21 protein-coding genes are annotated in these 24,287 nt (G+C 57.9%); 13 read left to right on the forward strand and 8 right to left on the reverse strand.

The window, feature by feature from the left end:
• Window positions 1–23: 23 nt before the first annotated feature.
• A complete protein-coding gene (gene uspF / locus HB664_RS13090) occupies window positions 24–458 on the reverse strand; it encodes a universal stress protein UspF (protein ID WP_023292544.1) in 435 nt (144 codons plus the stop codon).
• Window positions 459–702: 244 nt separating this feature from the next.
• The gene (locus HB664_RS13095) at window positions 703–1,374 is read right to left on the reverse strand and encodes an MgtC family protein (protein WP_219939576.1); all 672 of its coding nucleotides are present in this window, start codon (window positions 1,372–1,374) and stop codon (window positions 703–705) included.
• A 456-nt stretch (window positions 1,375–1,830) separates the two neighbouring features.
• Here HB664_RS13095 and HB664_RS13100 point away from each other — a divergent pair, with 456 nt between their 5' ends.
• Window positions 1,831–3,039 (forward strand): MFS transporter, encoded by a 1,209-nt coding sequence (locus HB664_RS13100; protein ID WP_219939577.1) that lies wholly within the window; start codon window positions 1,831–1,833, stop codon window positions 3,037–3,039.
• Between the two features lie 19 nt (window positions 3,040–3,058).
• Here the strand turns inward: HB664_RS13100 and HB664_RS13105 are convergent, their stop codons facing one another.
• Entirely contained in the window at window positions 3,059–4,048 is a 990-nt protein-coding gene (locus tag HB664_RS13105; RefSeq protein WP_058840686.1) for a 2-hydroxyacid dehydrogenase, read from the reverse strand.
• Window positions 4,049–4,374: 326 nt separating this feature from the next.
• Between HB664_RS13105 and HB664_RS13110 the strand changes: the two genes are divergently transcribed.
• From HB664_RS13110 to HB664_RS13125, 4 genes are all read left to right on the forward strand, one after another.
• A complete protein-coding gene (locus HB664_RS13110; RefSeq protein ID WP_094935210.1) occupies window positions 4,375–4,698 on the forward strand; it encodes a hypothetical protein in 324 nt (107 codons plus the stop codon).
• Between the two features lie 127 nt (window positions 4,699–4,825).
• Window positions 4,826–7,465 (forward strand): YdbH family protein, encoded by a 2,640-nt coding sequence (locus HB664_RS13115; RefSeq protein WP_219939578.1) that lies wholly within the window; start codon window positions 4,826–4,828, stop codon window positions 7,463–7,465.
• Window positions 7,462–7,653 (forward strand): YnbE family lipoprotein, encoded by a 192-nt coding sequence (locus HB664_RS13120; RefSeq protein WP_014169918.1) that lies wholly within the window; start codon window positions 7,462–7,464, stop codon window positions 7,651–7,653. The genes HB664_RS13115 and HB664_RS13120 overlap by 4 nt, the downstream gene beginning before the upstream one ends.
• A 7-nt stretch (window positions 7,654–7,660) precedes the next feature.
• Window positions 7,661–7,978 (forward strand): YdbL family protein, encoded by a 318-nt coding sequence (locus HB664_RS13125; RefSeq protein ID WP_219939579.1) that lies wholly within the window; start codon window positions 7,661–7,663, stop codon window positions 7,976–7,978.
• Here the strand turns inward: HB664_RS13125 and feaR are convergent, their stop codons facing one another.
• Window positions 7,979–8,887, reverse strand: coding sequence for a transcriptional regulator FeaR (feaR, locus tag HB664_RS13130; protein ID WP_033145415.1), 909 nt, complete (start codon window positions 8,885–8,887; stop codon window positions 7,979–7,981). It lies immediately after the preceding gene.
• 241 nt (window positions 8,888–9,128) lie between these two features.
• Here feaR and HB664_RS13135 point away from each other — a divergent pair, with 241 nt between their 5' ends.
• Window positions 9,129–10,628, forward strand: a complete 1,500-nt coding sequence (locus HB664_RS13135; protein WP_039262650.1) for an aldehyde dehydrogenase family protein — start codon at window positions 9,129–9,131, stop codon at window positions 10,626–10,628.
• A 137-nt stretch (window positions 10,629–10,765) separates the two neighbouring features.
• On the opposite strand, the gene HB664_RS13140 is transcribed toward HB664_RS13135, so the two are convergent.
• The 4 genes from HB664_RS13140 to paaZ all read right to left on the reverse strand — a co-directional run bounded on the left by HB664_RS13140 (window position 10,766) and on the right by paaZ (window position 18,878).
• The gene (locus HB664_RS13140; RefSeq protein WP_219939580.1) at window positions 10,766–11,872 is read right to left on the reverse strand and encodes a GGDEF domain-containing protein; all 1,107 of its coding nucleotides are present in this window, start codon (window positions 11,870–11,872) and stop codon (window positions 10,766–10,768) included.
• A gap of 73 nt (window positions 11,873–11,945) precedes the next feature.
• Window positions 11,946–13,919, reverse strand: coding sequence for an alkyl/aryl-sulfatase (locus tag HB664_RS13145; protein WP_196354452.1), 1,974 nt, complete (start codon window positions 13,917–13,919; stop codon window positions 11,946–11,948).
• Window positions 13,920–14,087: 168 nt separating this feature from the next.
• The gene (tynA, locus tag HB664_RS13150) at window positions 14,088–16,364 is read right to left on the reverse strand and encodes a primary-amine oxidase (protein ID WP_219939581.1); all 2,277 of its coding nucleotides are present in this window, start codon (window positions 16,362–16,364) and stop codon (window positions 14,088–14,090) included.
• Between the two features lie 471 nt (window positions 16,365–16,835).
• A complete protein-coding gene (gene paaZ, locus HB664_RS13155; protein ID WP_219939582.1) occupies window positions 16,836–18,878 on the reverse strand; it encodes a phenylacetic acid degradation bifunctional protein PaaZ in 2,043 nt (680 codons plus the stop codon).
• A gap of 285 nt (window positions 18,879–19,163) precedes the next feature.
• Between paaZ and paaA the strand changes: the two genes are divergently transcribed.
• From paaA to paaG, 7 genes are read left to right on the forward strand one after another with little or no spacing between them, the layout of a single operon-like run.
• Window positions 19,164–20,093: a 1,2-phenylacetyl-CoA epoxidase subunit PaaA gene (gene paaA, locus HB664_RS13160; RefSeq protein ID WP_232926339.1), complete on the forward strand. Its 930-nt coding sequence runs from the start codon at window positions 19,164–19,166 to the stop codon at window positions 20,091–20,093.
• Window positions 20,094–20,105: 12 nt separating this feature from the next.
• Complete coding sequence (gene paaB / locus HB664_RS13165) at window positions 20,106–20,393, forward strand: 1,2-phenylacetyl-CoA epoxidase subunit PaaB (RefSeq protein WP_033145422.1); 288 nt, start codon at window positions 20,106–20,108, stop codon at window positions 20,391–20,393.
• Window positions 20,394–20,401: 8 nt separating this feature from the next.
• Complete coding sequence (gene paaC, locus HB664_RS13170) at window positions 20,402–21,148, forward strand: 1,2-phenylacetyl-CoA epoxidase subunit PaaC (protein WP_094935216.1); 747 nt, start codon at window positions 20,402–20,404, stop codon at window positions 21,146–21,148.
• Between the two features lie 11 nt (window positions 21,149–21,159).
• Complete coding sequence (gene paaD / locus HB664_RS13175; RefSeq protein WP_219939583.1) at window positions 21,160–21,657, forward strand: 1,2-phenylacetyl-CoA epoxidase subunit PaaD; 498 nt, start codon at window positions 21,160–21,162, stop codon at window positions 21,655–21,657.
• Window positions 21,658–21,664: 7 nt separating this feature from the next.
• Window positions 21,665–22,735, forward strand: coding sequence for a 1,2-phenylacetyl-CoA epoxidase subunit PaaE (paaE, locus tag HB664_RS13180; protein WP_217072909.1), 1,071 nt, complete (start codon window positions 21,665–21,667; stop codon window positions 22,733–22,735).
• The gene (paaF, locus tag HB664_RS13185; RefSeq protein ID WP_219939584.1) at window positions 22,732–23,499 is read left to right on the forward strand and encodes a 2,3-dehydroadipyl-CoA hydratase PaaF; all 768 of its coding nucleotides are present in this window, start codon (window positions 22,732–22,734) and stop codon (window positions 23,497–23,499) included. The genes paaE and paaF overlap by 4 nt, the downstream gene beginning before the upstream one ends.
• Entirely contained in the window at window positions 23,499–24,287 is a 789-nt protein-coding gene (gene paaG, locus HB664_RS13190) for a 2-(1,2-epoxy-1,2-dihydrophenyl)acetyl-CoA isomerase PaaG (protein ID WP_120785303.1), read from the forward strand. The genes paaF and paaG overlap by 1 nt, the downstream gene beginning before the upstream one ends.

Raw genomic sequence — 24,287 nt, forward strand, 5'->3', positions numbered from 1 at the left:
TCCACGATCGTAAACGCCGCTTTCTATCTTACGACCAGGACAGGGCATTTCGCATGCCGAACCACTGCCGCAGCGTTCGAACCTAACAGATACGTTGATATGTCAGGTTTGTGGGAAGCGATGATAATCAGGTCGGCATCGATCGTGTCAGCGAGCTTAAGGATTTGATCCTTTGGAGAGCCCGTCACGGCGTGAGTCTGTATCTTGTCTGGAGGAATTTTGAATTGCTTAACGATTTCATCCAGCTTCGCTAAGGCCGCGTGCTGGAACTCTTTCAGCTTCGGCATTTCAACAGAATAGGCCAGGCCTAATGATGAATAATACGGAAGCGATGGAATGACGGTAAGAAAGTGTACTTTAGCTGTGTTAAGTGCTGTATGTGCCTGAACGAAAGGGATAACCATGTGCGTCAGGCTATCCTCCGAAATGTCAATTGGAACCAAAATTGAGTTATACATTTGTCCCTCCTGAGTGTTTTTCACACAATTCAGGGTAGACCGTTAATTTCAGGAAAACAGAGAGCAAGCTGTCATAACGGGGACAAATTTCGGTTATGTGATAGGCGTACAGTCGAACCAGCCCTGATCTCGTTAACGTGGCGTGACAACGAACAGGGGCATTCGGGGATGAATCTCTCCGCGTCACGGTCCGTTTTCTGCAAAACGCCAAAGCCTCAACCGGGCGCAATGCCCGGTACCTTGTTCATATTGCGTGACAGCTGACGGACGCGATAATTTTATTCCCGCCCATATTCCCCATAATCAGATCGAGTAATTTTCGGTATTCCTCCCGGGTCATCACCTCCGCCCGAATTTCGGTTTTACCTTCTGCTTGCGCCGTAGCGGAATAAATCGCTTTCAGACTTAACCTCAACTCTTTCGCCATATTTACGACGCTCTGCCGCACCGCATCTTCATGCTCATCATAGCAGGTGATTTTAAGTACATAGCATTTTTCGCCTTCATGGAGCACGGGCAGTTGATTAATTCGCTGCGCGGCTTCGCGAAGCAATATGTTAGCGCAGAGAATAATTAGGCTGGCCATGGCGGCATTCCAGAACTGGCCTAATCCGCACAGTACGCCAATTCCGGCCGAGCACCACAGCGTTGCGGCGGTATTCAAACCACGAATATTCATTCCTTCACGCATAATGACGCCAGCGCCAAGAAAGCCGATTCCGGAGACGATCTGCGCTGCGATACGCCCCGGGCTATCAGGAGAAGTCGATACCGAACTTAAAATGAACACTGCCGCACCCGTGGCAACCAGTGCATTAGTACGAAGTCCGGCCATACGCTGGCGCCACTGTCTTTCCGCGCCAATAATTGCGCCCAGCAGCATCGCTGCGAGCAGATGAGAGATATAAGGGAACATCAGCCTGTCGCCTGTTAACGTTATTAAATAATAAGCGTCAGTGCTTTGCTAAGCACATCATAACGCCGTTTAAATGCTAAACGTGTCAGGACGACGGTGGCGGAAAGAGTGAATGTGTAAACATGAACATGCGATGCCCCACAAATTGAGTGGTTTTACTATTTCGGGATACAATCGCTTAAAGAGGATTGCTGCCCACCGTTTCAGGTAAGCAGCGAGGAAACCGCGCTAGCTTACCTTCGTATCAACAATAAAATAACTTTCCAACGAAGGACTCCTGTGAAAATTTATTGCCAGTATAGTCAGGGTCGATAATCAGTAAAGCGAAAAAACAGCCTCCGTTATGAATTGTTTAAGTTCGCAAGGCATATTTTTTAAGACGTCATCTGATTTTAAAAAATACCCGCTATACTATATTTCCTTTTTTACAGGCGATAACAGACAAAGGCAGGAAGTATGTCTCTTCGTTCGCTGCGGGCATTATGCCTGACAAGTTTTTTCATCGCGGATGTCCGCGATGGCCTCGGTCCTTTTCTCGGTATTTTTCTGACCGAACGCCACTGGGCTCCCGATGATATCGGCATCCTGATGACGGCCGGTGGGCTGGCGGGATTACTGGCAACGCTGCCGGCGGGATTCATCACCGACACCTCGCGCAGCAAGCGGACCGTGCTGGCGCTGGTTTGCCTGCTCATCACTCTTAGTACGCTCCTGCTCTGGTTTAGCCAGCAAAGCGCTGTTGTCGCCGTTTCGCAAATTGTCTCCGGCATCTGTGCGGCGTTTGTCGGGCCCCTGATCGCCGGGATTACCCTGGGGCTGACCGGCCAGAGCGGGTTCAGCGCGCAGATGGGCAAAAATGAGGCGTTCAATCACGGCGGCAACTTTGTTACCGCACTGATTGCAGGGGGCATTGCGTGGTACTGGGGCGTCGGCGGGATTTTCCTGCTGATGACCTGTACCACGCTGTTAACGCTCTGTGCGCTGCTTGCCATTCGCAACGGGGATATCGATAACGACGCGGCGAGGGGGCTCTCTTCTTCAGCGAACCTGCCGGTTCCCGGCTTTGCCGTGCTGATTAAAAATCGGGCGCTGTTTGTGACCGGACTGACGCTGCTGCTGTTTCACCTGGCGAACGCCGCGCTGTTGCCGATGCTGAGCATGAGGGTGGCCGCCGCGCCCGCCTCGATCAACCCCGGTTTGTACGCGGCGGGCACCGTTATCATCTCTCAGGCCGTGATGATCCCCGTCGCCATCTGGGTCGCCCACCGAATAGACCGCTACGGCTACTGGCGCTTAATTATGCTGGCGCTGCTGGTGATGCCGGTGCGCGCCGCGCTGGCGGCGTCGACGGACGCGCCGCTCATGATGATCCCGGTACAAATTCTCGACGGGCTCGCCGCAGGGATCCTGGGCGTCGCGGTGCCGTCGTTTATCGTGGTGCTGTTGCGCGGGAGCGGGCACGTCAATGCGGGGCAGAGTGTGGTGATGCTGATGCAGGGGGTTGGGGCATCCATGAGCCCGGCGTTAACCGGCACGATTGCCGGTCATTACTCATTTGCCACGGCATTCAGCGTCCTGAGCGCGATTGCGCTGGTGGCCGTTCTGCTGTGGTGGTGCTTTGCGCACCGGACCTGGGAAACAGACAGTACGCCGGATGGGGCATAGCCGCCACCCGGCGTCACGCTTACGCCAGTTCGTTAGGGCACGCTTCGCCCTTTTCCAGCTGCTGCAGATTACCCAGCGTGGTTTCTGAAATGCTGATCAGCGCTTCGGCAGTCAGAAACGCCTGGTGTCCGGTAAACAGCACGTTATGACAGGCTGACAGGCGGCGGAACACGTCGTCCTGGATCACATCATTCGACTTGTCTTCAAAGAACAGATCGCGTTCGTTCTCGTACACGTCCATTCCCAGCGCGCCAATTTTCTGGGTTTTCAGCGCTTCGATAGCGGCCTGAGAGTCAACGAGCCCGCCGCGGCTGGTGTTGATGATCATCACGCCATCTTTCATCTGGTCAAACGCCGCCTGGTTAAGCAGGTGGTAGTTCTCCGGCGTCAGCGGGCAGTGCAGGGAGATCACGTCAGACTGGGAGAACAGGGTCGGCAGGTCGACGTATTCCACGCCCAGCTCCAGCGCAGCGGCGCTCGGGTATGGATCGAACGCCAGCAGACGCATGCCGAAGCCTTTCAGAATGCGCAGGGCGGCGACGCCGATTTTACCGGTGCCGATCACGCCCGCGGTTTTGCCGTACATGGTAAAGCCGGTCAGCCCTTCCAGAGAGAAGTTGGCATCACGGGTACGCTGATAAGCGCGGTGAATACGACGGTTGAGCGACATCATCATGCCAATTGCATGTTCCGCGACCGCTTCCGGGGAGTACGCCGGGACGCGCACCACCCTCAGACCCAGCTCTTTCGCCGCGTCGAGGTCCACGTTATTAAAGCCCGCGCAGCGCAGGGCGATATATTTCACGCCCTGTTTTTTCAACTCTTCCAGCACCGGACGACTGCCGTCGTCGTTAACAAAAATGCAGACGCCTTCACAGCCGTGCGCCGTTTTGGCGGTTTTTTCGGACAGCAGAAAGTCGAAAAATTCAAGCTCAAACCCGTAAGCCTCGTTAACATGTTGCAGATACTTTTTGTCGTACTGCTTTGTGCTATATACCGCGAGTTTCATAAGACTTTCTCCAGTGATTTTGCATTCACGTTAGCATGATTAAAATTATCTTACAATTTCTAAAATATTATTGAATTCAATAAGTTCTATCAATTATTCTAGAGCATATGTACACCCTAACTCCATGATATTCTTACTACGAGAAATCTTCGGCGCGGATCTGAACAGGGCATGTAGCGGATAATGGAGTGGGTAGAGGATGTGAGAAACGCCTGTCTGGATTAGGTTAAAGAATGGCAAGAGGGCATGAAAACTGCAATGCCTACGTATGAGATGGAAAGATATTAGGAACCAGGTGAGTTTCTGACAAATATGGAGAATGATGCATGTCGCAACAATTGGAGTTGTCCTTATCTCCGCCGATGCTGCCCGCCTTGTACTATTTTGTTGTATCTATTGCGGTTTTATTCTTACTGTTGATGGGGAAACTCAAGGTCGACAGGCTGCGTAAATATCCTCTGTTCATTGCCTATACGCTATTTGTGATAGCCATCGCAGCCATTCAAATTAACGTTTTTGCCAACGGCTATGAGTTTGTTAGCGGTTTTTTACATATTGATTTTGATCCCTGGCGGTACGACTCGGTGTATTGGGGGTCATTGATATTCGCCATGCTTTACCTGCTGGCAATGCCACGGAACAGGCCCTAGTTTCGCAACTTAACGTTACAGCATCTATCCTTAAACCTGGCTTTGACTTCAACTGACCAGCTAAACATGCGACAATGATCGGCACTGCCGGCTTAATTCTTTCGCTAAATCAGGATATTAACTGCCCATGAAGGGTAAATACAAAGCCGCTCTTGCGCTTTTACTGCTGTTCATATTGTTGCCGCTGACGCTGCTGATGACGCTCGCCCAATGGGTACCGACGCTCGCCGGGATTTGGCTGCCCGTCGGGACGCGCATCGCTTTCGAAGAAAGTCCGAAACTTACCCGCCACGCGCTGGTGATCCCCGATCTTCGCTATCTGGTTGAAGACTGCGAAATTGCCCGCATCGATAACGTGACGCTGTCACATCCGAGCCGCTGGAAGCTGGATATCGGCGCGCTGGATCTTAACTCCGTCTGTCTGAGCAAAATTCCCCAGTCTGCGCCCTCAACGGTCGCTCCCAAAACGCTGGCACAGTGGCAGGCGGTATTACCCAATACCTGGATCACGGTTCACCGTCTGACGCTGTCGCCCTGGCAGCAGTGGCAGGGCGAGCTGCATGCGTCGCTGACGCCGTCCATTCAGGAGATCGCCTATAAAGGCGAGCAGGTCAGCATTAAAGGCACGCTTCGCGGTCAGACGCTCTCGGTCAGCCAGTTCGATGTCCAGCTCCCGGACCAGCCGCAGCCGATTAAGCTGGTGGGCGAGTTTACCTTGCCGCTGGTGCCGGATGGCGTGCCGGTGAAGGGCCACGCGGTCGCGAGCTTTAACGTGCCACAGTTGACGTCTCTGGTCGATGCCGATCTGGACTGGGAAGACAATCAGGGTCAGCTGGTGGTGATGGCGCGGGACAATCCCGATCCGCTGCTCGACCTGCCGTGGCAGATCACCGCGCAGCAGCTGAACATCAGCGACGGGCGCTGGAACTGGGATCTCTCAGGTATGCCGCTGAGCGGGCGGGTGTCCCTTCGCGCCGACAACTGGCAGCAGGGGCTGGATAACACCACCCTGACCGGACGGCTGAATGTGCTTACCCAAGGTGATGCGGGGAAAGGCAACGCGGTACTGAACATTGGGCCCGGCAGGCTCAGCATGGAAAACAGCGACATGCCCCTGCATCTGAGCGGTGAAGCGAAGCAAAACGATCTTATTCTTTACGCAAAATTGCCCGCCACGCTGACCGGCAGCCTGTATGAACCGCAGCTGGCCTTTGAGCCGGGCGCGCTGCTCCGCTCGCGCGGGCGCATCATTGACTCACTCGATATCGATGAAATCCGCTGGCCGCTGGCGGGCGTGAAGCTGACGCAGAAGGGCGTGGACGGACGTTTACAGGCGATTCTGCGCGCCCATGAAAACCAGATGGGCGATTTTGAACTCCATCTGGACGGCCAGGCCAATGACTTTTTACCTGATAACGGCCTGTGGCAGTGGCGCTACTGGGGGAAAGGCGGTTTCACGCCGATGCATGCCCGCTGGGATGTCGCCGGGAAAGGCGAGTGGCGCGACAATCTTATTGAGCTGACGGCGCTCTCCACCGGTTTTGACAAGCTCCAGTACGGCACGATGGAGGTCAGCAAGCCGCGTCTGGTGCTGGATCAACCGGTGCGCTGGCTGCGTGACCCCGAAAAACCGGCCTTCAGCGGCGCGCTGTCGCTCAACGCCGGGCAAACCCGTTTCTCCGGCGGCAGCGCGTTGCCGCCCTCGGTCCTGACCTTCAGCGTCGACGGCACCGACCCGACCATTTTTCAGTTCAAGGGCGACCTCCATGCGGACAAAATCGGCCCGGTACAGGTGAACGGACGCTGGGATGGCGTGCGCCTTCGCGGGCAGGCCTGGTGGCCAAAACAGTCGCTCACCGTCTTCCAGCCGCTGATCCCGCCGGACTGGAAAATGACGCTGCGCGACGGGGAGCTTTACGCGCAGGTCGCCTTCTCGGCGGCGGCCGATCAGGGCTTTGAGGCGGGCGGGCACGGCGTGCTGAAATCCGGCAGCGCCTGGATGCCGGATAACCAGATTAATGGCGTCGATTTTGTGCTGCCGTTCCGCTTCAGCGAGGGTACCTGGTCTCTCGGCACGCGCGGTCCGGTCACGTTGCGCATAGGCGAAGTGGAAAACCTGGTGACCGCGCGCAACATTACCGCCGATCTACAGGGGGATTATCCCTGGACGGAGGACAATCCGCTGCTCCTCACCAACGTGAAGGTGGAAACCCTCGGCGGGAAAATCACCATGCAGCAGCTGCGGATGCCGCAGCACGATCCGGCCCTGCTGCGCGTGGACAATATCTCTTCGAGCGAGCTGATTAGCGCCGTTAATCCGAAACAGTTTGCCATGTCAGGGCCGGTGAGCGGGGCGCTGCCGTTCTGGCTGGACAATGAAAAATGGATCATTAAAGATGGCTGGCTGACCAACCCGGGGCCAATGACGCTGCGCATCGACAAAGATACGGCAGACGCCATCGTGAAAGATAATATGGTGGCGGGCGCCGCGATTAACTGGCTCCGCTATATGGAAATTTCGCGTTCGTGGACGAGAATCAATTTAGATAATCTGGGTGAATTAACCATGCAGGCGACCATCAAGGGGACCAGCCGGGTGGATGGCAAAAGCAGCTCCGTCAACCTGAACTATACCCATGATGAGAATGTCTTTACCCTCTGGCGCAGCCTGCGCTTTGGGGACAACCTGCAAACCTGGTTTGAGCAACATGCGGCGATACCTGCTCCCCGCAGTTTGACTGGCAAGGAAAGTGAGGAACAACAATGAAAAAGATGGCTGGTGTGCTCACCGTTGCCGTTGCCGCGCTACTGACCGGCTGTACGCCGCGCATTGAAGTCGCTGCGCCAAAGGAGCCGATTACCATCAATATGAATGTCAAAATCGAACATGAGATCCATATTAAGGTCGATAAAGACGTTGAAACTCTGCTGAAATCGCGCAGCGATCTGTTCTGAGGATGCCATGAAACGATTAGCTCTCATTTTACTGGCGCTGGGGATGAACGTGCAGGCGGCTGCGCTGACCTTAAACGATGCCCGGGCGCAGGGGCGCGTGGGGGAAACCCTCAGCGGCTATCTTGCCCCGATTCAACAGGACGCGGAAACGCTGGCGCTGGTCAATCGTATCAATGCGGCGCGCACGGAAAACTACCAGAAGCTGGCCGACAGCATTAATTTGCCGGTCGATGAAGTGGCTAAAATGGCCGGTCAGAAACTGGTTGCCCGCGCGCAGCCGGGCGAATACGTGAAGGGCATTAACGGAAAATGGCTCAAAAAGTAGTTAGCGGTAGCGCCTGCGGTATTCACCCGGCGAGACGCCAAAACGCTGCTTAAACGCCGTTGAAAAATGGCTATGGTCGGTAAAGCCCCAGCTGTAGCCAATGCCCGCCAGCTTTTCATCATCACCGGTAGATTGCAGTGCCTGCGCGCAGAGATCCAGACGACGGTTTTTGATGTACTGCGCCACCACCAGCCCCTTCTCGGCAAACATGCGGTAAAGGCTGCGCACGGACATGCCGCTCTCGGCGGCAATCCATTCCGGGCGCAGCGATTCAGACTGAATATGATCGTCAATCAGCGCCACCACATGCTGGAACTGGCGCTCCTTGCGCGGCTGAATGATTTCACGCTGCTGGAAAGCGGGGCGCAGCAGGCAGATCATCGCCTCGAGCGCCGCTTCGCTCTCCCGGTCACTCAGGTCGGCATTGCTCATGCTCTCCATCAGTAGGCGATGGCTCAGCTGTACAGTCGGCAAGGTGCGGGAAAGGGCGGTCGCGCAGCTTATCTCCTGGAAACGACACTGCTGCTCAATAATCTGACGGGGAACCAGCAGCGAAATCTGGCGGGATTTTTCCCGCCAGTTGATCGAGCAGGGACGTGACGCGTCAATCAGCGTGATATCACCGGTTCTGAGCAGCGCGCGACGGTCATCCTGCTCAATTTCCGCGCTGCCTTCGAGCTGGAACACGGTATAGAACCAGGCATCATTACTCTGAGCGATCTCCTGACGGGAGCGGAACAGGTTGACGCCGCCTGCGGTCACGGTGCTGAGCTTCAGGCTGCGCGCATAGCTGGTCTCCAGCTCGCCGAAGAATTTCCCCCCGGTGGGCTGCGCGTTAAAACGCCCGCAAACCTGGTTAATTTGCGCCAGCCACTGCTGATACTGTTCCTGCTCGCTTGCACACGCCATCGTTTCTCTCACTGCACCGTCAACGTTTTCGCATTGTTGCATTTGTGTTGCATTTTGTCAGAGCTATGAGGCTGACTATAGGAAAGAACACTCACCGGTAACAGCGATATAAGCGGCAATTATCGCGATTTGCGGAGCCTGTCACAGGTGGCAAAGCGAATGTCACAGAGACAAAAGCGCGAACGCAAAACCCCACTTAGACTGGATGGACACCCTGCGAAGAATAACGAAGGAGTATCCTATGTCTGAATCACAGGTGGCCATTCAGCCTGCCGTACAACAATTTTTAGACCGACAGCATGGCCTGTGGATTGAAGGGCGTCAGGCCGCGTCGGACAGTGAAAAACGGCTGAACGTCTTCAACCCGGCCACGGGCGAGGTCATTGCCTCGACTGCCGATGCCAGCGTCGATGACGTTGATCGTGCCGTCATGTCCGGCTGGCGCGCGTTTGTCGCCCGCAGCTGGGCCGGAAAACTGCCGGCGGAGCGCGAGCGGATCCTGCTTCATTTCGCCGATCTGGTCGAACAGCACAGCGAGGAGCTGGCCCAGCTTGAAACGCTGGAGCAGGGCAAATCCATCAACATTTCCCGCATGTTTGAAGTCGGCTGCACCCTGAACTGGATGCGCTATACCGCCGGGCTGACCACCAAAATTTCGGGTAAGACTCTCGACCTTTCCATCCCGCTGCCGCAGGGCGCCCGCTATCAGGCGTGGACGCGTAAGGAGCCGGTTGGCGTGGTGGCCGGGATTGTGCCCTGGAACTTCCCGCTGATGATCGGGATGTGGAAAGTGATGCCTGCGCTTGCCGCGGGCTGCTCTATTGTCATCAAGCCGTCAGAGACCACGCCGCTGACCATGCTGCGCGTGGCGGAACTGGCAAGCGAAGCGGGCATTCCGGACGGAGTGTTCAACGTGGTGACCGGGAGCGGCGCGGTGTGCGGCGCAGCGCTGACCTCGCATCCGCATATTGCAAAGGTGAGCTTTACCGGCTCAACGGCGACGGGTAAGCAAATTGCCCGCACGGCGGCGGACACGCTAACAGGGGTGACTCTGGAGCTGGGCGGGAAAAACCCGGCCATCGTACTAAAAGACGCAGACCCGGCGTGGGTGATCGAAGGCCTGATGACCGGCAGCTTCCTGAACCAGGGGCAGGTGTGCGCGGCGAGCTCGCGCATCTATATTGAAGCGCCGCTGTTTGACACGCTGGTCAGCGGGTTTGAGCAGGCGGTGAAATCCCTGAGCGTCGGGCCGGGCATGTCGCCGGAGGCGTTTATCAACCCGCTGGTGTCGCGCGCGCACTGCGACAAGGTGCAGACCTTCCTTGATGAAGCGAAGTCGCGCAACGCGGAGCTGATCGTCGGTAACCGGGGGCCGGAAGGCAAAGGCTATTACGTTTCGCCTACGCTGGTGGTGAACCCGGATGCCTCACTGCGCCTGACCCGTGAAGAGGTGTTTGGCCCGGTGGTCAACCTGGTACGCGTCGCCGACGGAGAAGAGGCGCTCCAGCTGGCAAACGACAGCGAGTATGGCCTGACGGCCAGCGTCTGGACGCAGAATATCAGCAAGGCGCTGGAATATACCGACCGGCTGCAGGCGGGCACCGTCTGGGTGAACAGCCATACGCTGATTGACGCCAACCTGCCGTTCGGCGGCATGAAGCAGTCCGGCACCGGACGTGACTTTGGTCCGGACTGGCTGGACGGCTGGTGTGAAACCAAATCGGTGTGCGTGCGCTACTAGTAAAAGCAAAAGGCAACCTGGAGGTTGCCTTTTTTGTGTTTGTTCCCTCTCCCGTGGGAGAGGGTCAGGGTGAGGGCATCAGGCTGCACCGGGCGAATTTTGTAGGTCGGGTAAGCCGTAGCCGCCACCCGACATGTTTACAGCGACCACCGATCCCGCCCGGCCTCTTTCGCCCGATACAGCGCCGCATCGGCGCGGGCGATGATCTCGGTGCCTGCTAACCCCTCCGCCATGCTCGCAATCCCCATGCTCACGGTGACACGATCGCTAACGGTTGACGCACTGTGCGGTATAGCTTCTGTACGCAGGCCGTCCTGAATGCGTAAGGCCACCTTTTCCGCAATGTTTTCCGGACAGTTAAACAGGATCACCACGAACTCCTCGCCGCCGTAGCGTGACACCACATCGTCAGGCGTGCGCACCGACTGCTTCAGCACCCGCGCCACGCGGGTCAGGCAGTCGTCACCCGCCTGGTGCCCGTAGGTGTCGTTGTAGCGTTTGAAATAGTCGATATCCAGCATAATCACCGAGAAGGTTTTTTTCTGCTCAACCGCGTTCTCCAGCACCACTTCCATTTTCCGGCGATTGGCGGTTTTGGTTAACGGATCCTGATGCGCCAGCGCATCCAGCCTGGAGATCAATAGCTGATTTTGCTGGTTACGTCGCCAGGCCTCGTCAAACCAGCTCAGCAGGATGAAACGCCCGCAAATCAGGATCAGCGAAAACACGCTCCAGATAACAATGAAGTGAAGGTTGAGGCCATCGTTCCGTATCCAGCTTGCTACCGGCAGGGTGATCCAGAGCGGGAGCACAAAGGCGAGTAGCCCTTCAGGATAAAAATAGAGCGCCGTTAAGCCGGCGAGTAATAAAATGACGCACAGCGGCCAGACGTGCGGGAGCAGCAGCTGGGTGATAAACCAGAAGCAGGAGACCGACCAGATGGCGCTGCAGATAAACAACACCACGCTGATGCCGGCGATGCGCCGCCAGGCCATCAGGATCAGCGCGGCGGAGAGGATGATAATGCCGAGCATGGAGGCATCAACTATTCTCGTCAGCTGCGGCGAATGGGGATACAGGGGATCGCTGGTATTAAGCAAAACGTGTCGCAGCAGAATCATCACCGCGAAGCTGATATTCACGAAGGCCAGCCACGGCAGGTTCATCGCCAGCCCGTGCATGACCATAGCATGGCGCGTTGGCCAGGTTGCCCGTTCAAGTGTCGGTTTTTTTCTTTTTTCCATTGACGCTTTTTACCCTTTCTGGCTAACACGTGAAGCAGGAAAGGGCGGACGAACCGCCCTTTTGCGTGCACCGTTACGGTGTCACAATGTTAAACCAGAAATCAAACTTGTCCATATAGCTAAGCATGGCATCAAGTTTCGCGCTGTCGCCAGTAATTTTAATATTTCCGCTGTCCTGAGCCTGTTTCAGCGTCACCTCCTTGAGGATGATTTTATTCAGGGTGTCACGGTTAAGCGTCAGCGTCGCGTCCGCCTCTTTTGCTTCCGCGTTCGCCGTGTGGTTCAGCACGCCGTTTTCCAGCTCGAGTTTGTACTTCCCGCCATCGCTGCCCAGATCGATGTTAAACACCGATTTGGCGTCACCCGCTTTTTGTCCGTTGATATGGACAGCCAGATAGTCAAAGAACATCTCCGGCGTCATCGCGCGCACCGTATCCGGGCTGGCGGTATTCGGCGTTGGCCCTTTCACCACGCCGTTACGCAATTCCTGCGCGCCGGTCAGGTAGAAGTTACGCCACGGGCCGGATTCAGCCTGATAGCCAAGCTGTTCCAGCGCATCCGCTTCCAGGTTGCGCGCCGCCTGGTTGTTCGGATCGGCAAAGACCACTTTGCTCACTACCTGCGCCACCCAGCGGTAGTTCCCCTGGTCGAAGTCGGTTTTCGCCTTGCTCAGGATGGCATCCGCGCCGCCCATATACTCCACGAATTTCTTCGCGCCTTCTTCTGGCGGCAGTTCATCCAGCGTCGCCGGGTTGCCGTCAAACCAGCCCAGATACAGCACATAGGTGGCTTTTACGTCATGGCTCACCGAACCGTAATAGCCGCGGTTGGCCCAGGTATGCGCCAGTGAATCCGGGAGCTTGAAGTTCGCGGCGATTTCGTCGCGCGTCAACCCTTCGTTGGCCATACGCAGCGTCTGGTCGTTGATGTAACGATAGAGATCGCGCTGGCTTTTCAGCAGCTTGACCACGTTTTCGTTGCCCCAGGTCGGCCAGTGGTGCTGCGCCATGATGATTTCAGCTTTGTCACCCCAGCGCACAATCGCCTGGTTGATGTATTTCGACCACGGCAGCGGCTCGCGGATTTTGGCCCCGCGCAGCGAGTAGGTGTTGTGCAGGGTATGGGTCACGTCCTCAGCGGATTCAATCAGTTTTTTCTCTTCGATATACCAGAGCATTTCCGATGGTGCTTCGGATCCCGGTGCGAGCATAAAATCATAGGTCAGACCGTCGATAACCTCTTTCTGCCCGTCTTTCTCAATGATATTGGTCGGGGCAATCAGCGTGACCGTCCCGGCGGAGGTCGTTGTCCCAAGACCGGCACCCACCTGGCCTTTGGCATCGGGCTTCAGCAGGTTGCCATACATATAGCTGGCGCGGCGGCTCATCACGTTGCCCGCCATGATATTCTCGGCAACGGCCGCTTCCATAAACCCGGCTGGCGCGTAGACCTTCACTTTGCCGGACTTCACGTCGGCTTCATCCACCACGCCGCGCACGCCGCCATAGTGGTCAACGTGGCTGTGGGTATAAATAATGGCGACGACAGGCTTCTTGCCGCGATTTTTAAAATAGAGATCCATCCCGACCTTCGCCGTTTCTTCCGACACCAGCGGGTCAACCACGGTAATACCTTCTTTCCCTTCAATGATGGTCATATTTGACAGGTCAAGATTTCGGATCTGATATACGCCATCGGTCACTTCAAACAGGCCGCTAATATTAATCAGCTGAGATTGACGCCATAAGCTGGGATTAACGGAGTCCGGTGCTTTATCGCCTTCTTTAATAAATGAATATTGCTGTGGATCCCAGATGACATTCCCTTGTTCCCCTTTGATAATTTCCTGAGGAATCGGTGCAATAAAGCCTTTATGGGCGTTCGTAAAATCGGTGTTGTCGGAGAAAGGAAGCTGATTAAACAGGGCGTTATTGGCTTGTTGCGTTGCAGTCGTGGCATCCTTCGGGGCGTCTGCGGCATACGCGGAACTGACGGAAATAACAAGTCCTGCCAGAGCAAGACTCCTGACGATCAAATTGAATTTCATCCTAAACCTCTCAGTGATGTATTACGTCGCTTGTGGAAAATTCGCGTCCTGGCTAAAAGTGGTTCAAGAAATGCAATGGAAATATATGAGGTAGAAATAACTATAATCGGGGAGTGGTATTCAGCAAGTAAATGGATGAAAAACCGGGCATTGCGCCCGGTACGTTATTTATTTCTTTTCGTCTTTCTTTTTCCCGAGCGTTGGCGTCTCGTCGAAGAAGTTCCACGGTTTAAGCAGGGTATGCACCCATTCCGTCGGCATAATCGGCCACTCTTCCGCGCGGGCGACGTGGGTGGTGCCGGTGGTCATCCAGACCACGTCATCCCGATCGTTGAGCGACTCGTTATCCTTGCTGTACTGCCCCAGGCCCGTGTCGTGGATGGAGCGGTTCGGGAATTTTCCTTCCGGGTAGAGCTCATCCGGATGGTAACGGGTTACCCACAGCTGTTTGTCCATAAAGCTCAGGCGATGGTAAATCCACTCGTCCGGGGCAAATTTCGCGCCGGTCGCCACCGGGTGCGTACCGCCCGCGTAAGGGATAATCTGGTACGAGACCGGGTTGCCCATGCGGTTCTCTTTACTGGTGTTGCTCAGCAGTCGAATGGTGCCCGGGTCGAATTTCTGCGCCGCCTGCTGCTCGGTATCAATATCATACTGATTGATCTGCATGGTGCTGGTCCGCGGGCCCCCGGCGGTATTCGGCTTCACTTCTGGATCCATCGCCACCAGCTTGTTGTTGATGCCGTCCACGTCCATATCGAGACGGAAGTTGTAGATGTGCTGGTGCGTGGTGCCCACGATGTTATGGTCGATCAGCGTGCCGTATTTGGTGTCGTCTTTGGCGGTGGCATCGTGCATGGTTTTCGCCTGAACGCCTTTCACCGCTTCGATACCCGTCGCGCCGGCATCAATGCCGATGGTGCCATTTTCATGGAACACCCAGTCGAAGATGTAATCGTAGTTGCCCACGGTACTCACCCAGCGCACCACCAGCTCGCGGCGCTCGGTGCTGACGTTCGGCTGGCCCATCTCCTGATGTTTGTATTCCGGCCCCGCGTAGCGTTCGAAAATGGCGATCGCGCGCGGGATCTCCATCGGCGCGCCGGTGTAATCCGGGATAGTTTCATTGAGCATCACGGCGTTGGACGGCACGTCTTTACCGCGCACCAGCGGTGAGGTCAGGGTGCCCATACCGTAGTCGCCGGAGTCGAGATAGGCTTTAAAGTACCAGCCCACGTCCGGATCGCCATAAGGGACGATCATGCCGCCGAGTGACCCCTGATACATCACCTGGCGCTTTTTGCCGTTGTCGTTATAGGTGACGGTTGAAATCATCGGGCCGACGCGGGAGTCCAGGCTCAGGTGGAAATCCCAGTTCTGCCAGTGCACCATATCCCCGGTGATGGTGTAGTTCTTGCCTTCCGGCTCGACGATCTCCAGGGGTTTCTTCACCGTTTCTACGCGGTCGCGGCCATCATAGGGACGCGGGGTCATGGGAACCGGAACAACGGCGCCTTCTTCAATCTTCTGGATCTTTTTCTGCTCAAGATCGACAACCGCGACCAGGTTTTCAATCGGGTGCGCCCAGTAGTTGCCGTCGCCCACGTCCAGATAGCTCACCACCTTCAGCAGGCGATCTTCCTGCTTCAGGCCGTCTTTACCGTCGAAATAGCCGACGGTCAGCGGCGTGGTAATCACTTTTTTCGGGTCGGTGATGCCGTGTTTTTTAAGCACCTCGGCGAACTCGGTACTTTCGTTGATGATCTGCTGAACCGCGGTGAAATCATCCAGCAGCACCATGCCGTGCGCGTCTTTTACCGGTTCCCAGCGCAGGATTTTTTTATCCTTCAGGTCCACCACGCTTTCGATAACGTGCTTGCCGTCGAGCATGACGATCTTCGCCTGACGAGGGGCATCCACTGCCGTACCGTTGAGCACAAAGTCCCACACTTTGGCTTTCTCAGGCTCTGCCAGGGCGATCTGGGTAAAGCGGGTATTCGGCTTAAAGTCCGCCGAGGCTTTCACAATCTCAACGGCCTGCTTAATTTCGTCCGCCGTTAGCGCGTTTAACGGGTGAGGGCGTTTTTCGACCTGGAAGGTCTGGTCAAGGCCGGACTGGAAAACGTCGTTGATGAAGGTTTCGGAAATAAAGGCTTTCTTGCCTTTCATCACCACCGGCACCTCAAGCCTGAGGGTTTTACCGTTGACGATGGCGGTTTTTGCGCCCGGTTTGACCTTCACAAAGGCACCGTCTTTCGCAACGGTGAACATCTGTGCGTAATCATCCCACTGAACGTCCGCGCCAAAGTCCTGCAGCGTTTTGTCCATCGGGACCATATGCGCCTCACTGCCGTGGGCGAAAACAGGGGATTGCCAGGCGCAACACAGCGCAACGGCCATGGCCAGCGCCGTTCTACGGGCAGAAAAAGAAGAATTGCTTCCCATCGTAGACCTCATCTTGTTGTGTTTATACCCGTCATACTTCAAGTTGCAGGTGCGTTGGCTGCACTCACTCACCCCAGTCACGTACTTATGTACGCTCCCGGGGATTCGTTCCCTTGCCGCCTTCCTGCAACTCGAATTATTTAGGGGATATTGTGTTGTGACAGCCTTATCCTGACAGGCGCCCGAGAAAAGCGTTTGCCTGCATCTGCCAGATTATTTGTCAGCCTTGCCAGGTTAAAAAAAGAGCGGGGGTAAATCACAGGCCGGGCCATTTCCTCTCCCCATAAATGATGTCAGCACAGGCGACCCCCTCTCCCTTGAGGGAGAGGGCTGGGGTGAGGGGGAACATACGGCTGTGGAGGTTATTCCGTTCACTTTATGTTGAGGGCCTTGCTGAAGGCCCCCAGTGAATCTGTAAGCAGCGTCAAATTACCGGGAGCCACCAGCCATTGTGGTAAAGGGGAAGGGACGTTAGCTGAATTCGCCCTGCTGGCGCGCCACCAGCGTCAGGATGGAGTAGAGCGCCACGGCCTGCTGGTGCTGGTTGAAAATCTCAACCGCCCACTCCACCACGCCGGTCGGTTTTTCCTCGGCGGTGCGCTGTTTCTTCAGCGTTTTACGCTTGCAGGTCAGACGCACCTGAATGGTATCGCCCGGCTTAACCGGCTCGATGAAGCGCAGGTTTTCCATGCCGTAGTTGGCAATAACCGGCCCGACGCCCGCATCAACAAACAGTCCCGCCGCGGCGGAGATCAGGAAGTAGCCGTGCACCACGCGCTCGCCAAAGATCGACTCTGCCGCGCCTATCTTGTCCATATGGGCGTAGAAATGGTCCCCGCTCAGGCAGGCAAAGTTCACGATGTCCGCTTCCGTGAGGGTGCGGCGCGGCGTCAGCAGGCTATCGCCCGGCTGCAGCTCCTCAAAGTATTTGCGGAACGGATGAACGCGATCTTCCTGCACCGTTGCGCCACGCACCCACTGTTTGCCAATGGCGGCCAGCATCGTCGGGCTGCCCTGAATCGCGGTGCGCTGCAGATAGTGCTTCACCGCGCGCAGGCCGCCCAGCTCTTCGCCGCCGCCCGCGCGGCCCGGGCCGCCGTGCACCAGCTGAGGCAGCGGGGAGCCGTGGCCGGTAGACTCTTTTGATGATTCCTCGTTAAGGATCTGAATGCGTCCGTGGGCGCGCGCCGCGCCGGCAATAAACTGGCGGGCAATCGCCGAATCGGCGGTGACCAGCGTACCCGCCAGGCTGCCGCCGCCCGCGCGGGCAAGCTGCATCGCGTGGCGTGCGTTGCGATACGGCATCAGCGTCGCAACCGGGCCGAAGGCTTCGGTTGAGTGCACCGCCGGGGTTTCGTCCGGCTGCGGGCAGAACAGCAGGGTCGGTGGGAAGAACGCGCCCGCGGCCTGCAGATCCGCTTTGCCGCCCAGACGGATCTGGCAGCCAGCGGCGATCAGTTGCTCCACTTTCTCCTGCACGTCCGCGCGCTGTTCAGCGTTGACCAGCGCCCCCATCTTCACCCCTTCCTGCGCCGGGTCGCCCACCACCACTTTTTCCAGGCGGGCAACCAGCGCCTGGCTCACCGCGTCAATCTGGTTTTGCGGGACGATAATCCGGCGAATGGCCGTACATTTTTGCCCGGCTTTAGCGGTCATCTCGCGGACCACTTCCCGGACGAACAGCGCAAACTCCGGCTGTTCCGGCGTGACGTCTTCCCCCAGCACGCAGCAGTTCAGGGAGTCGGCTTCCATGGTGAACGGAATCGAATTCGCCACAATATTCGGGTGCACGCGCAGGCTTTGCCCGGTGCTGGCGGAGCCGGTAAAGGTCACCACGTCCTGGCTGTCGAGCTGGTCGAGGAGATCCCCCGTGCCGCCGCAGATCAGGCTGATGGCGCCGTCCGGCACCAGTCCGCTGTCGACGATGGATTTCACCATCGCCTGCGTCACCTGCGCGGTCGCGGTAGCGGGTTTGATGATGGCGGGCATGCCGGCAAGCCAGGTCGGCGCCAGCTTTTCCAGCATCCCCCAGCAGGGGAAGTTAAAGGCGTTGATGTGCACCGCCACGCCGGATTTGGAGGTGAGGACGTGGCGCGCCGCAAAGCCGCCTTCTTTCGACAGTGGGATTAACTCGTCTTCCGGCCACAGCGTGTCATCCGGCAGCTCGCGGCTGCCCAGGCTGGCGTAAGTGAAGAGGGTGCCGATGCCGCCTTCAATATCCACCCAGCTGTCCGCCTTCGTTGCGCCCGTCTGAGCTGACAGGGCATAGAACGCCTCTTTTTCGCTGAGCAGGTGCTTTGCCACCGCCTTCAGCATGGCAGCACGTTCGATAAAGGTCATCTCGTGAAGCGCTTCCCCGCCGCGCTCAATCGCATAGCGACGGGCGGCCACCATGTCCAGCCCTTCGCTGGTCACGCTCCACAGGGCTTCGCCACTGATGGCGTGATGAATAGTGCGCTCGCGGCCCCGGCCAGACTGCCAGGTACCGGATAAGAAGCTGGCTAACTGCTGCATCGCTTATCTCCAAATGTTACGTGATTTACTCATTAATAGTTTGATCGTGAATCATAAAAATCAAGCTGAGTTTTTAATGAATTGTTAACGTTGTGATCTGGCTGGATGAATCGCATCGCTTGAAGACGCTTTCTGAAAGGCCTGATGCAAAAGCCTTGCGAGCAGCATCACAAAACCAGGAAACAATTCTTGGGGTTATATTTAACCTATGTGTAACTTCTAAAAAACAAAGTGATTCAACATTACGCCTTAATTTGCAAACTAACGAATCATAAAGGTGATGACGTGACGCAAGAACAACGGTTTGAGCAGCGCATAGCGCAGGAGACGGCGATTGAGCCTCAGGACTGGATGCCTGACGCCTACCGTAAGACGTTGATCCGTCAGATTGGTCAGCATGCGCACTCCGAAATTGTCGGCATGCTGCCGGAAGGGAACTGGATCGCCCGCGCGCCGACGCTGCGCCGAAAAGCGATCCTGCTGGCGAAAGTTCAGGACGAAGCCGGGCACGGACTCTATCTCTACAGCGCGGCGGAAACGCTGGGCTGCGCGCGGGAAGACATCTACCAGAAAATGCTCGACGGCAGGATGAAATACTCCTCCATCTTCAACTATCCGACCCTGAGCTGGGCCGATATCGGCGTGATCGGCTGGCTGGTGGACGGTGCCGCTATCGTCAACCAGGTGGCGCTGTGCCGGACCTCCTACGGTCCGTATGCCCGCGCGATGGTGAAAATCTGTAAAGAAGAGAGCTTCCACCAGCGCCAGGGCTTTGAGGCCTGCATGGCGCTGGCGCAGGGCAGCGAGGCCCAGCGTCAGATGCTGCAGGACGCCATCAACCGCTTCTGGTGGCCAGCGCTGATGATGTTCGGGCCGAACGACGACAACTCACCGAACAGCGCCCGCAGCCTGGCGTGGAAAATCAAACGCTTCGGCAATGACGAACTTCGCCAGCGCTTTGTCGACAACACGGTGCCGCAGGTGGAGATGCTGGGCATGACGGTGCCGGATCCCGACCTGCGTCTGGATGAAGAGAGCGGTCATTATCGCTTCGGCGAGATCGACTGGCATGAGTTTGACGAGGTCATCAGCGGGCGCGGCATCTGCAACCACGAGCGCCTGGCCGCCAAACGTAAAGCCTGGGAAGAGGGGGCGTGGGTGCGCGAAGCCGCACTGGCGCACGCGGAAAAACAGCGCGCTCGTCAGGCCGCATAAGAGGAAATAACCATGAGCAACGTCTACTGGCCGCTGTACGAAGTGTTCGTACGCAGCAAACAAGGGTTATCCCACCGTCACGTGGGCAGTCTGCATGCCGCCGACGATCGCATGGCGCTGGAAAATGCGCGTGATGCCTACACCCGTCGTAGCGAAGGGTGTTCTGTCTGGGTGGTTAAGGCGAGCGAGATTGTCGCCTCCCAGCCGGAAGAGAGCGGTGAGTTCTTCGACCCGGCGGAAAGCAAGGTTTACCGCCACCCGACGTTCTACACCATCCCCGACGGCATCGAGCATATGTGAGGCAAAGAATGAATTCAGTGACTGCCTATGCCCTGCGTCTGGGCGACAACGGTCTGGTGCTTTCCCAGCGTCTCGGCGCCTGGTGCGGCCACGCGCCGGAGCTGGAAATCGACCTCGCGCTCGCCAATATCGGTCTCGACCTGCTGGGCCAGGCGCGCAATTTCCTGACCTATGCCGCGGAGCGGGAAGGCCAGGGCGATGAAGACACGCTGGCGTTTGGCCGCGACGAGCGCCAGTTCCGCAACGTCCTGCTGGTGGAGCAGCCGAACGGCAGCTTCGCCGACACCATTGCCCGCCAGTACCTGATGGATGCCTGGAACGTGGCGCTGTACGAACGCCTGACCCGGAGCAGCGACGGCCAGCTTGCGGCCATCGCCGCCAAAGCGATTAAAGAGGCGCGCTACCACCTGCGCTTCAGCCGCGGCTGGCTGGTGCGTCTGGGCGACGGGACCGAAACGTCCGCGCAAAAAATGCAGCAGGCCATCGACAACCTGTGGCGTTTTACGGCGGAGCTGTTTGAAGCCGATGACGTCGAGCTGGCCCTGATTGACGCCGGCGTGGCGGTTGACCCGCGCGTCCTGCGCCAGCCGTGGGAAAGCGAAGTCTTTGCCGGTCTCAATGAAGGCTGCCTGCAGGTTCCCGCAGAGGTGGCGTATCGCACCGGGGGCAAGAGGGGGCTGCATACCGAACATCTGGGCCCGATGCTGGCGGAAATGCAGTACCTCCAGCGCGCGTATCCCGGTCAGCAGTGGTAAAGGAGAACGCTATGCAACGCCTCGTCGACATCGCGCCCGCGCAAATCCCGCAGATCTGGTCGCTGTTAAGCCAGATCCCCGATCCGGAAGTGCCGGTATTAACCATCACCGATTTAGGCATGGTGCGCAGCGTGAAGGCGCAGGGGGAAGGCTGGGTCATTGGCTTCACGCCCACCTACTCGGGCTGCCCGGCAACGGAGCACCTGCTAGGGGCGATCCGCGACGAGATGACCGCGAACGGCTTTACCCCGGTACACATTGTGCTCCAGCTTGAGCCCGCCTGGACCACCGACTGGATGACCGCCGACGCGCGCGAGCGTCTGCGGGCGTACGGCATCAGCCCGCCCGTGGGGCATAGCTGCCACGCGCACGCGCCTGTGGAGGTGACCTGCCCGCGCTGCGCCAGCACCGACACCGCGCTTATCAGTGAATTTGGTTCGACGGCCTGCAAAGCGCTCTACCGCTGCAACACCTGCCGCGAGCCCTTCGACTATTTCAAATGTATTTGAGGCTGCCATGACAACGTTTCATTCATTAACAGTGGCAAAAGTGGAACCCGAAACCCGCGACGCGGTGACCATCACGTTCGCGGTGCCGCAGGCGCTGCAGGACGCCTACCGCTTCCGCCCAGGCCAGCACCTGACGTTAAAAACGAAGCTTGGCGGGGACGAGCTGCGACGCTGCTACTCCATCTGCCGGAGTACCGCCCCGGGCGAAATCAGCGTGGCGGTCAAAGCCATCGACGGCGGGCGCTTTTCCCGCTATGCCCGGGATGAGATCAAAGCGGGTATGGCGCTGGAGGTGATGGTGCCTCAGGGGCAGTTTGGCTACCAACCGCGGGCTGAACGCGAAGGCCACTATCTGGCGATTGCGGCAGGCTCCGGGATCACCCCGATGCTGGCGATTATCTCCGCGACGCTTGCGACCGAACCCAAGAGCCACTTCACCCTGATCTACGGCAACCGCAGCAGCCAGAGCATGATGTTCCGCCAGGCGCTGGCGGACCTGAAGGACAAGTACACGCAGCGGCTGCAGCTGGTCTCCATCTTCAGCCAGGAGCGGCTGGACAGCGATCTGCTTTATGGCCGCATCGACGGGGAAAAGCTGCAGGCGCTGGCGAAAACCCTGATTAACTTCCGCCAGTATGACGAGGCGTTTATCTGCGGCCCGTCGGCGATGATGGACGACGCGGAAGCGACGCTGAAGGCGCTGGGGATGCCGGACAAATCCATTCACCTTGAGCGCTTTAACACCCCGGGAACCACCGCTAAACGCGCGGTGCACGTCCAGGCGGAAGGACAGAAAGTGACCGTGCGCCAGGACGGGCGCGACCGCGAAATCACCCTGACGGCGGACGATGAAAGCATCCTGGATGCCGCCCTGCGTCAGGGGGCGGATCTCCCGTATGCCTGCAAGGGCGGCGTGTGCGCCACCTGTAAATGTAAAGTGCTGCGCGGGAAGGTGGATATGGCGACCAACTACAGCCTGGAGCCGGACGAGCTGGCCGCCGGGTACGTGCTGAGCTGCCAGTCGCTGCCGTTAACCGCCGACGTGATTGTCGACTTCGACGCGAAGGGGATGGCATGAGCGAACTGACTGTTACCCGTCATGGCCGCGTGCTGCAGCTGACGCTAAACCGTCCGGCGGCGCGCAACGCCCTCAATAACGCGCTGTTAACCCAGATTGCCGAGCAGCTTGAGGACGCCGCAGCAGATGCCGACATCGCCGTCTGCGTGATTTACGGCAGCGAGCGCTGCTTTGCCGCCGGGGCCGATCTCAACGAAATGGCGGAGAAAGACCTGCCCGCCACGCTGAACGATATCCGCCCGCAGCTGTGGGCGCGGATTAACGCTTTTCCTAAACCGCTGATCGCTGCCGTGAACGGCTTCGCGCTGGGCGCAGGCTGCGAGCTGGCGCTGCTGTGCGACGCGATCGTTGCTGGCGATAACGCCCGCTTTGGCCTGCCGGAAATCACGCTGGGCATTATGCCCGGCGCGGGCGGCACCCAGCGTCTTATCCGCAGCGTCGGTAAATCCCTTGCCAGCAAAATGGTGCTGACCGGCGAGAGTATCTCCGCGCAGCAGGCGCTGAGCGCCGGGCTGGTGAGCGACGTTTTCCCGCCAGCGCTGACGCTGGAGTATGCCCTGAAGCAGGCGGCGCTGATGGCGCGCCACTCTCCGCTGGCGCTGCAGGCGGCGAAACAGGCGCTGCGCCAGTCTCAGGAGGTGCCGCTCCAGGCCGGACTCGCGCAGGAGCGTCAGCTGTTTACGCTGCTTTCTGCCACCGAGGATCGCCGGGAGGGCATCGACGCCTTCTTACAAAAACGCACCCCCGACTTTAAAGGACGCTAATTGTGGAATGTATTCTCAGTCATGTTGAGCAGGGCGTAATGACCATTACGCTGAACCGTCCGGAGCGTCTGAACAGCTTTAACGACGTGATGCACCAGCAGCTTGCCGAGTGCCTGAAACAGGCCGAGCGTGATGACACCGTTCGCTGCCTGCTGATCACCGGGGCGGGTCGCGGCTTTTGCGCCGGTCAGGATCTGAACGACCGCAACGTCGACCCCAGCGGCCCGGCGCCGGATCTGGGGATGTCCGTTGAAACCTTCTATAACCCGCTGGTGCGCCGCCTGGCAAAGCTGCCGAAACCGGTGATTTGCGCGGTTAACGGCGTAGCAGCGGGGGCGGGTGCGACGCTGGCGCTGGGGTGCGATATGGTGATCGCCGCGCGTTCCGCCAACTTCGTGATGGCCTTCAGCAAGCTCGGCCTGGTGCCGGACTGCGGCGGCACCTGGCTGCTGCCGCGCGTGGCCGGACGCGCCCGCGCTATGGGGCTGGCGCTGCTCGGCGACAAGCTCAGCGCCGAACAGGCGCAGGCCTGGGGGATGATCTGGCAGGTGGTGGATGACGAACAGCTCTCAGCTACGGCGCAGCAGATGGCACTGCACTTTGCGTCTCAACCGACCTTCGGGCTGGGGCTGATCAAGCAGGCGATCAATGCCGCGGAAACCAACACCCTGGACGCCCAGCTCGATCTGGAGCGCGACTACCAGCGCCTGGCCGGGCGCAGCGACGACTACCGCGAGGGCGTCAGCGCCTTCCTGGCGAAGCGCGCGCCGAACTTTACGGGGAAATAA

This window comes from Enterobacter sp. DNB-S2 (assembly GCF_019443845.1).
Lineage (GTDB): Bacteria > Pseudomonadota > Gammaproteobacteria > Enterobacterales > Enterobacteriaceae > Enterobacter > Enterobacter asburiae_B.

Excerpts from the sequence above, each read along its gene's own strand:
- HB664_RS13120 (WP_014169918.1), top strand. The coding sequence starts at position 7,462 with ATGAAAAAGATGGCTGGTGTGCTCACCGTTGCCGTTGCCGCGCTACTG.
- paaD (WP_219939583.1), top strand. The coding sequence starts at position 21,160 with ATGCAACGCCTCGTCGACATCGCGCCCGCGCAAATCCCGCAGATCTGG.
- paaC (WP_094935216.1), top strand. The coding sequence starts at position 20,402 with ATGAATTCAGTGACTGCCTATGCCCTGCGTCTGGGCGACAACGGTCTG.
- paaZ (WP_219939582.1), bottom strand. The coding sequence starts at position 18,878 with ATGCAGCAGTTAGCCAGCTTCTTATCCGGTACCTGGCAGTCTGGCCGG.
- HB664_RS13105 (WP_058840686.1), bottom strand. The coding sequence starts at position 4,048 with ATGAAACTCGCGGTATATAGCACAAAGCAGTACGACAAAAAGTATCTG.
- tynA (WP_219939581.1), bottom strand. The coding sequence starts at position 16,364 with ATGGGAAGCAATTCTTCTTTTTCTGCCCGTAGAACGGCGCTGGCCATG.
- feaR (WP_033145415.1), bottom strand. The coding sequence starts at position 8,887 with ATGGCGTGTGCAAGCGAGCAGGAACAGTATCAGCAGTGGCTGGCGCAA.
- HB664_RS13125 (WP_219939579.1), top strand. The coding sequence starts at position 7,661 with ATGAAACGATTAGCTCTCATTTTACTGGCGCTGGGGATGAACGTGCAG.
- HB664_RS13110 (WP_094935210.1), top strand. The coding sequence starts at position 4,375 with ATGTCGCAACAATTGGAGTTGTCCTTATCTCCGCCGATGCTGCCCGCC.
- uspF (WP_023292544.1), bottom strand. The coding sequence starts at position 458 with ATGTATAACTCAATTTTGGTTCCAATTGACATTTCGGAGGATAGCCTG.
- HB664_RS13135 (WP_039262650.1), top strand. The coding sequence starts at position 9,129 with ATGTCTGAATCACAGGTGGCCATTCAGCCTGCCGTACAACAATTTTTA.
- paaE (WP_217072909.1), top strand. The coding sequence starts at position 21,665 with ATGACAACGTTTCATTCATTAACAGTGGCAAAAGTGGAACCCGAAACC.
- HB664_RS13145 (WP_196354452.1), bottom strand. The coding sequence starts at position 13,919 with ATGAAATTCAATTTGATCGTCAGGAGTCTTGCTCTGGCAGGACTTGTT.
- HB664_RS13115 (WP_219939578.1), top strand. The coding sequence starts at position 4,826 with ATGAAGGGTAAATACAAAGCCGCTCTTGCGCTTTTACTGCTGTTCATA.
- paaB (WP_033145422.1), top strand. The coding sequence starts at position 20,106 with ATGAGCAACGTCTACTGGCCGCTGTACGAAGTGTTCGTACGCAGCAAA.
- paaF (WP_219939584.1), top strand. The coding sequence starts at position 22,732 with ATGAGCGAACTGACTGTTACCCGTCATGGCCGCGTGCTGCAGCTGACG.
- HB664_RS13140 (WP_219939580.1), bottom strand. The coding sequence starts at position 11,872 with ATGGAAAAAAGAAAAAAACCGACACTTGAACGGGCAACCTGGCCAACG.
- HB664_RS13100 (WP_219939577.1), top strand. The coding sequence starts at position 1,831 with ATGTCTCTTCGTTCGCTGCGGGCATTATGCCTGACAAGTTTTTTCATC.
- HB664_RS13095 (WP_219939576.1), bottom strand. The coding sequence starts at position 1,374 with ATGTTCCCTTATATCTCTCATCTGCTCGCAGCGATGCTGCTGGGCGCA.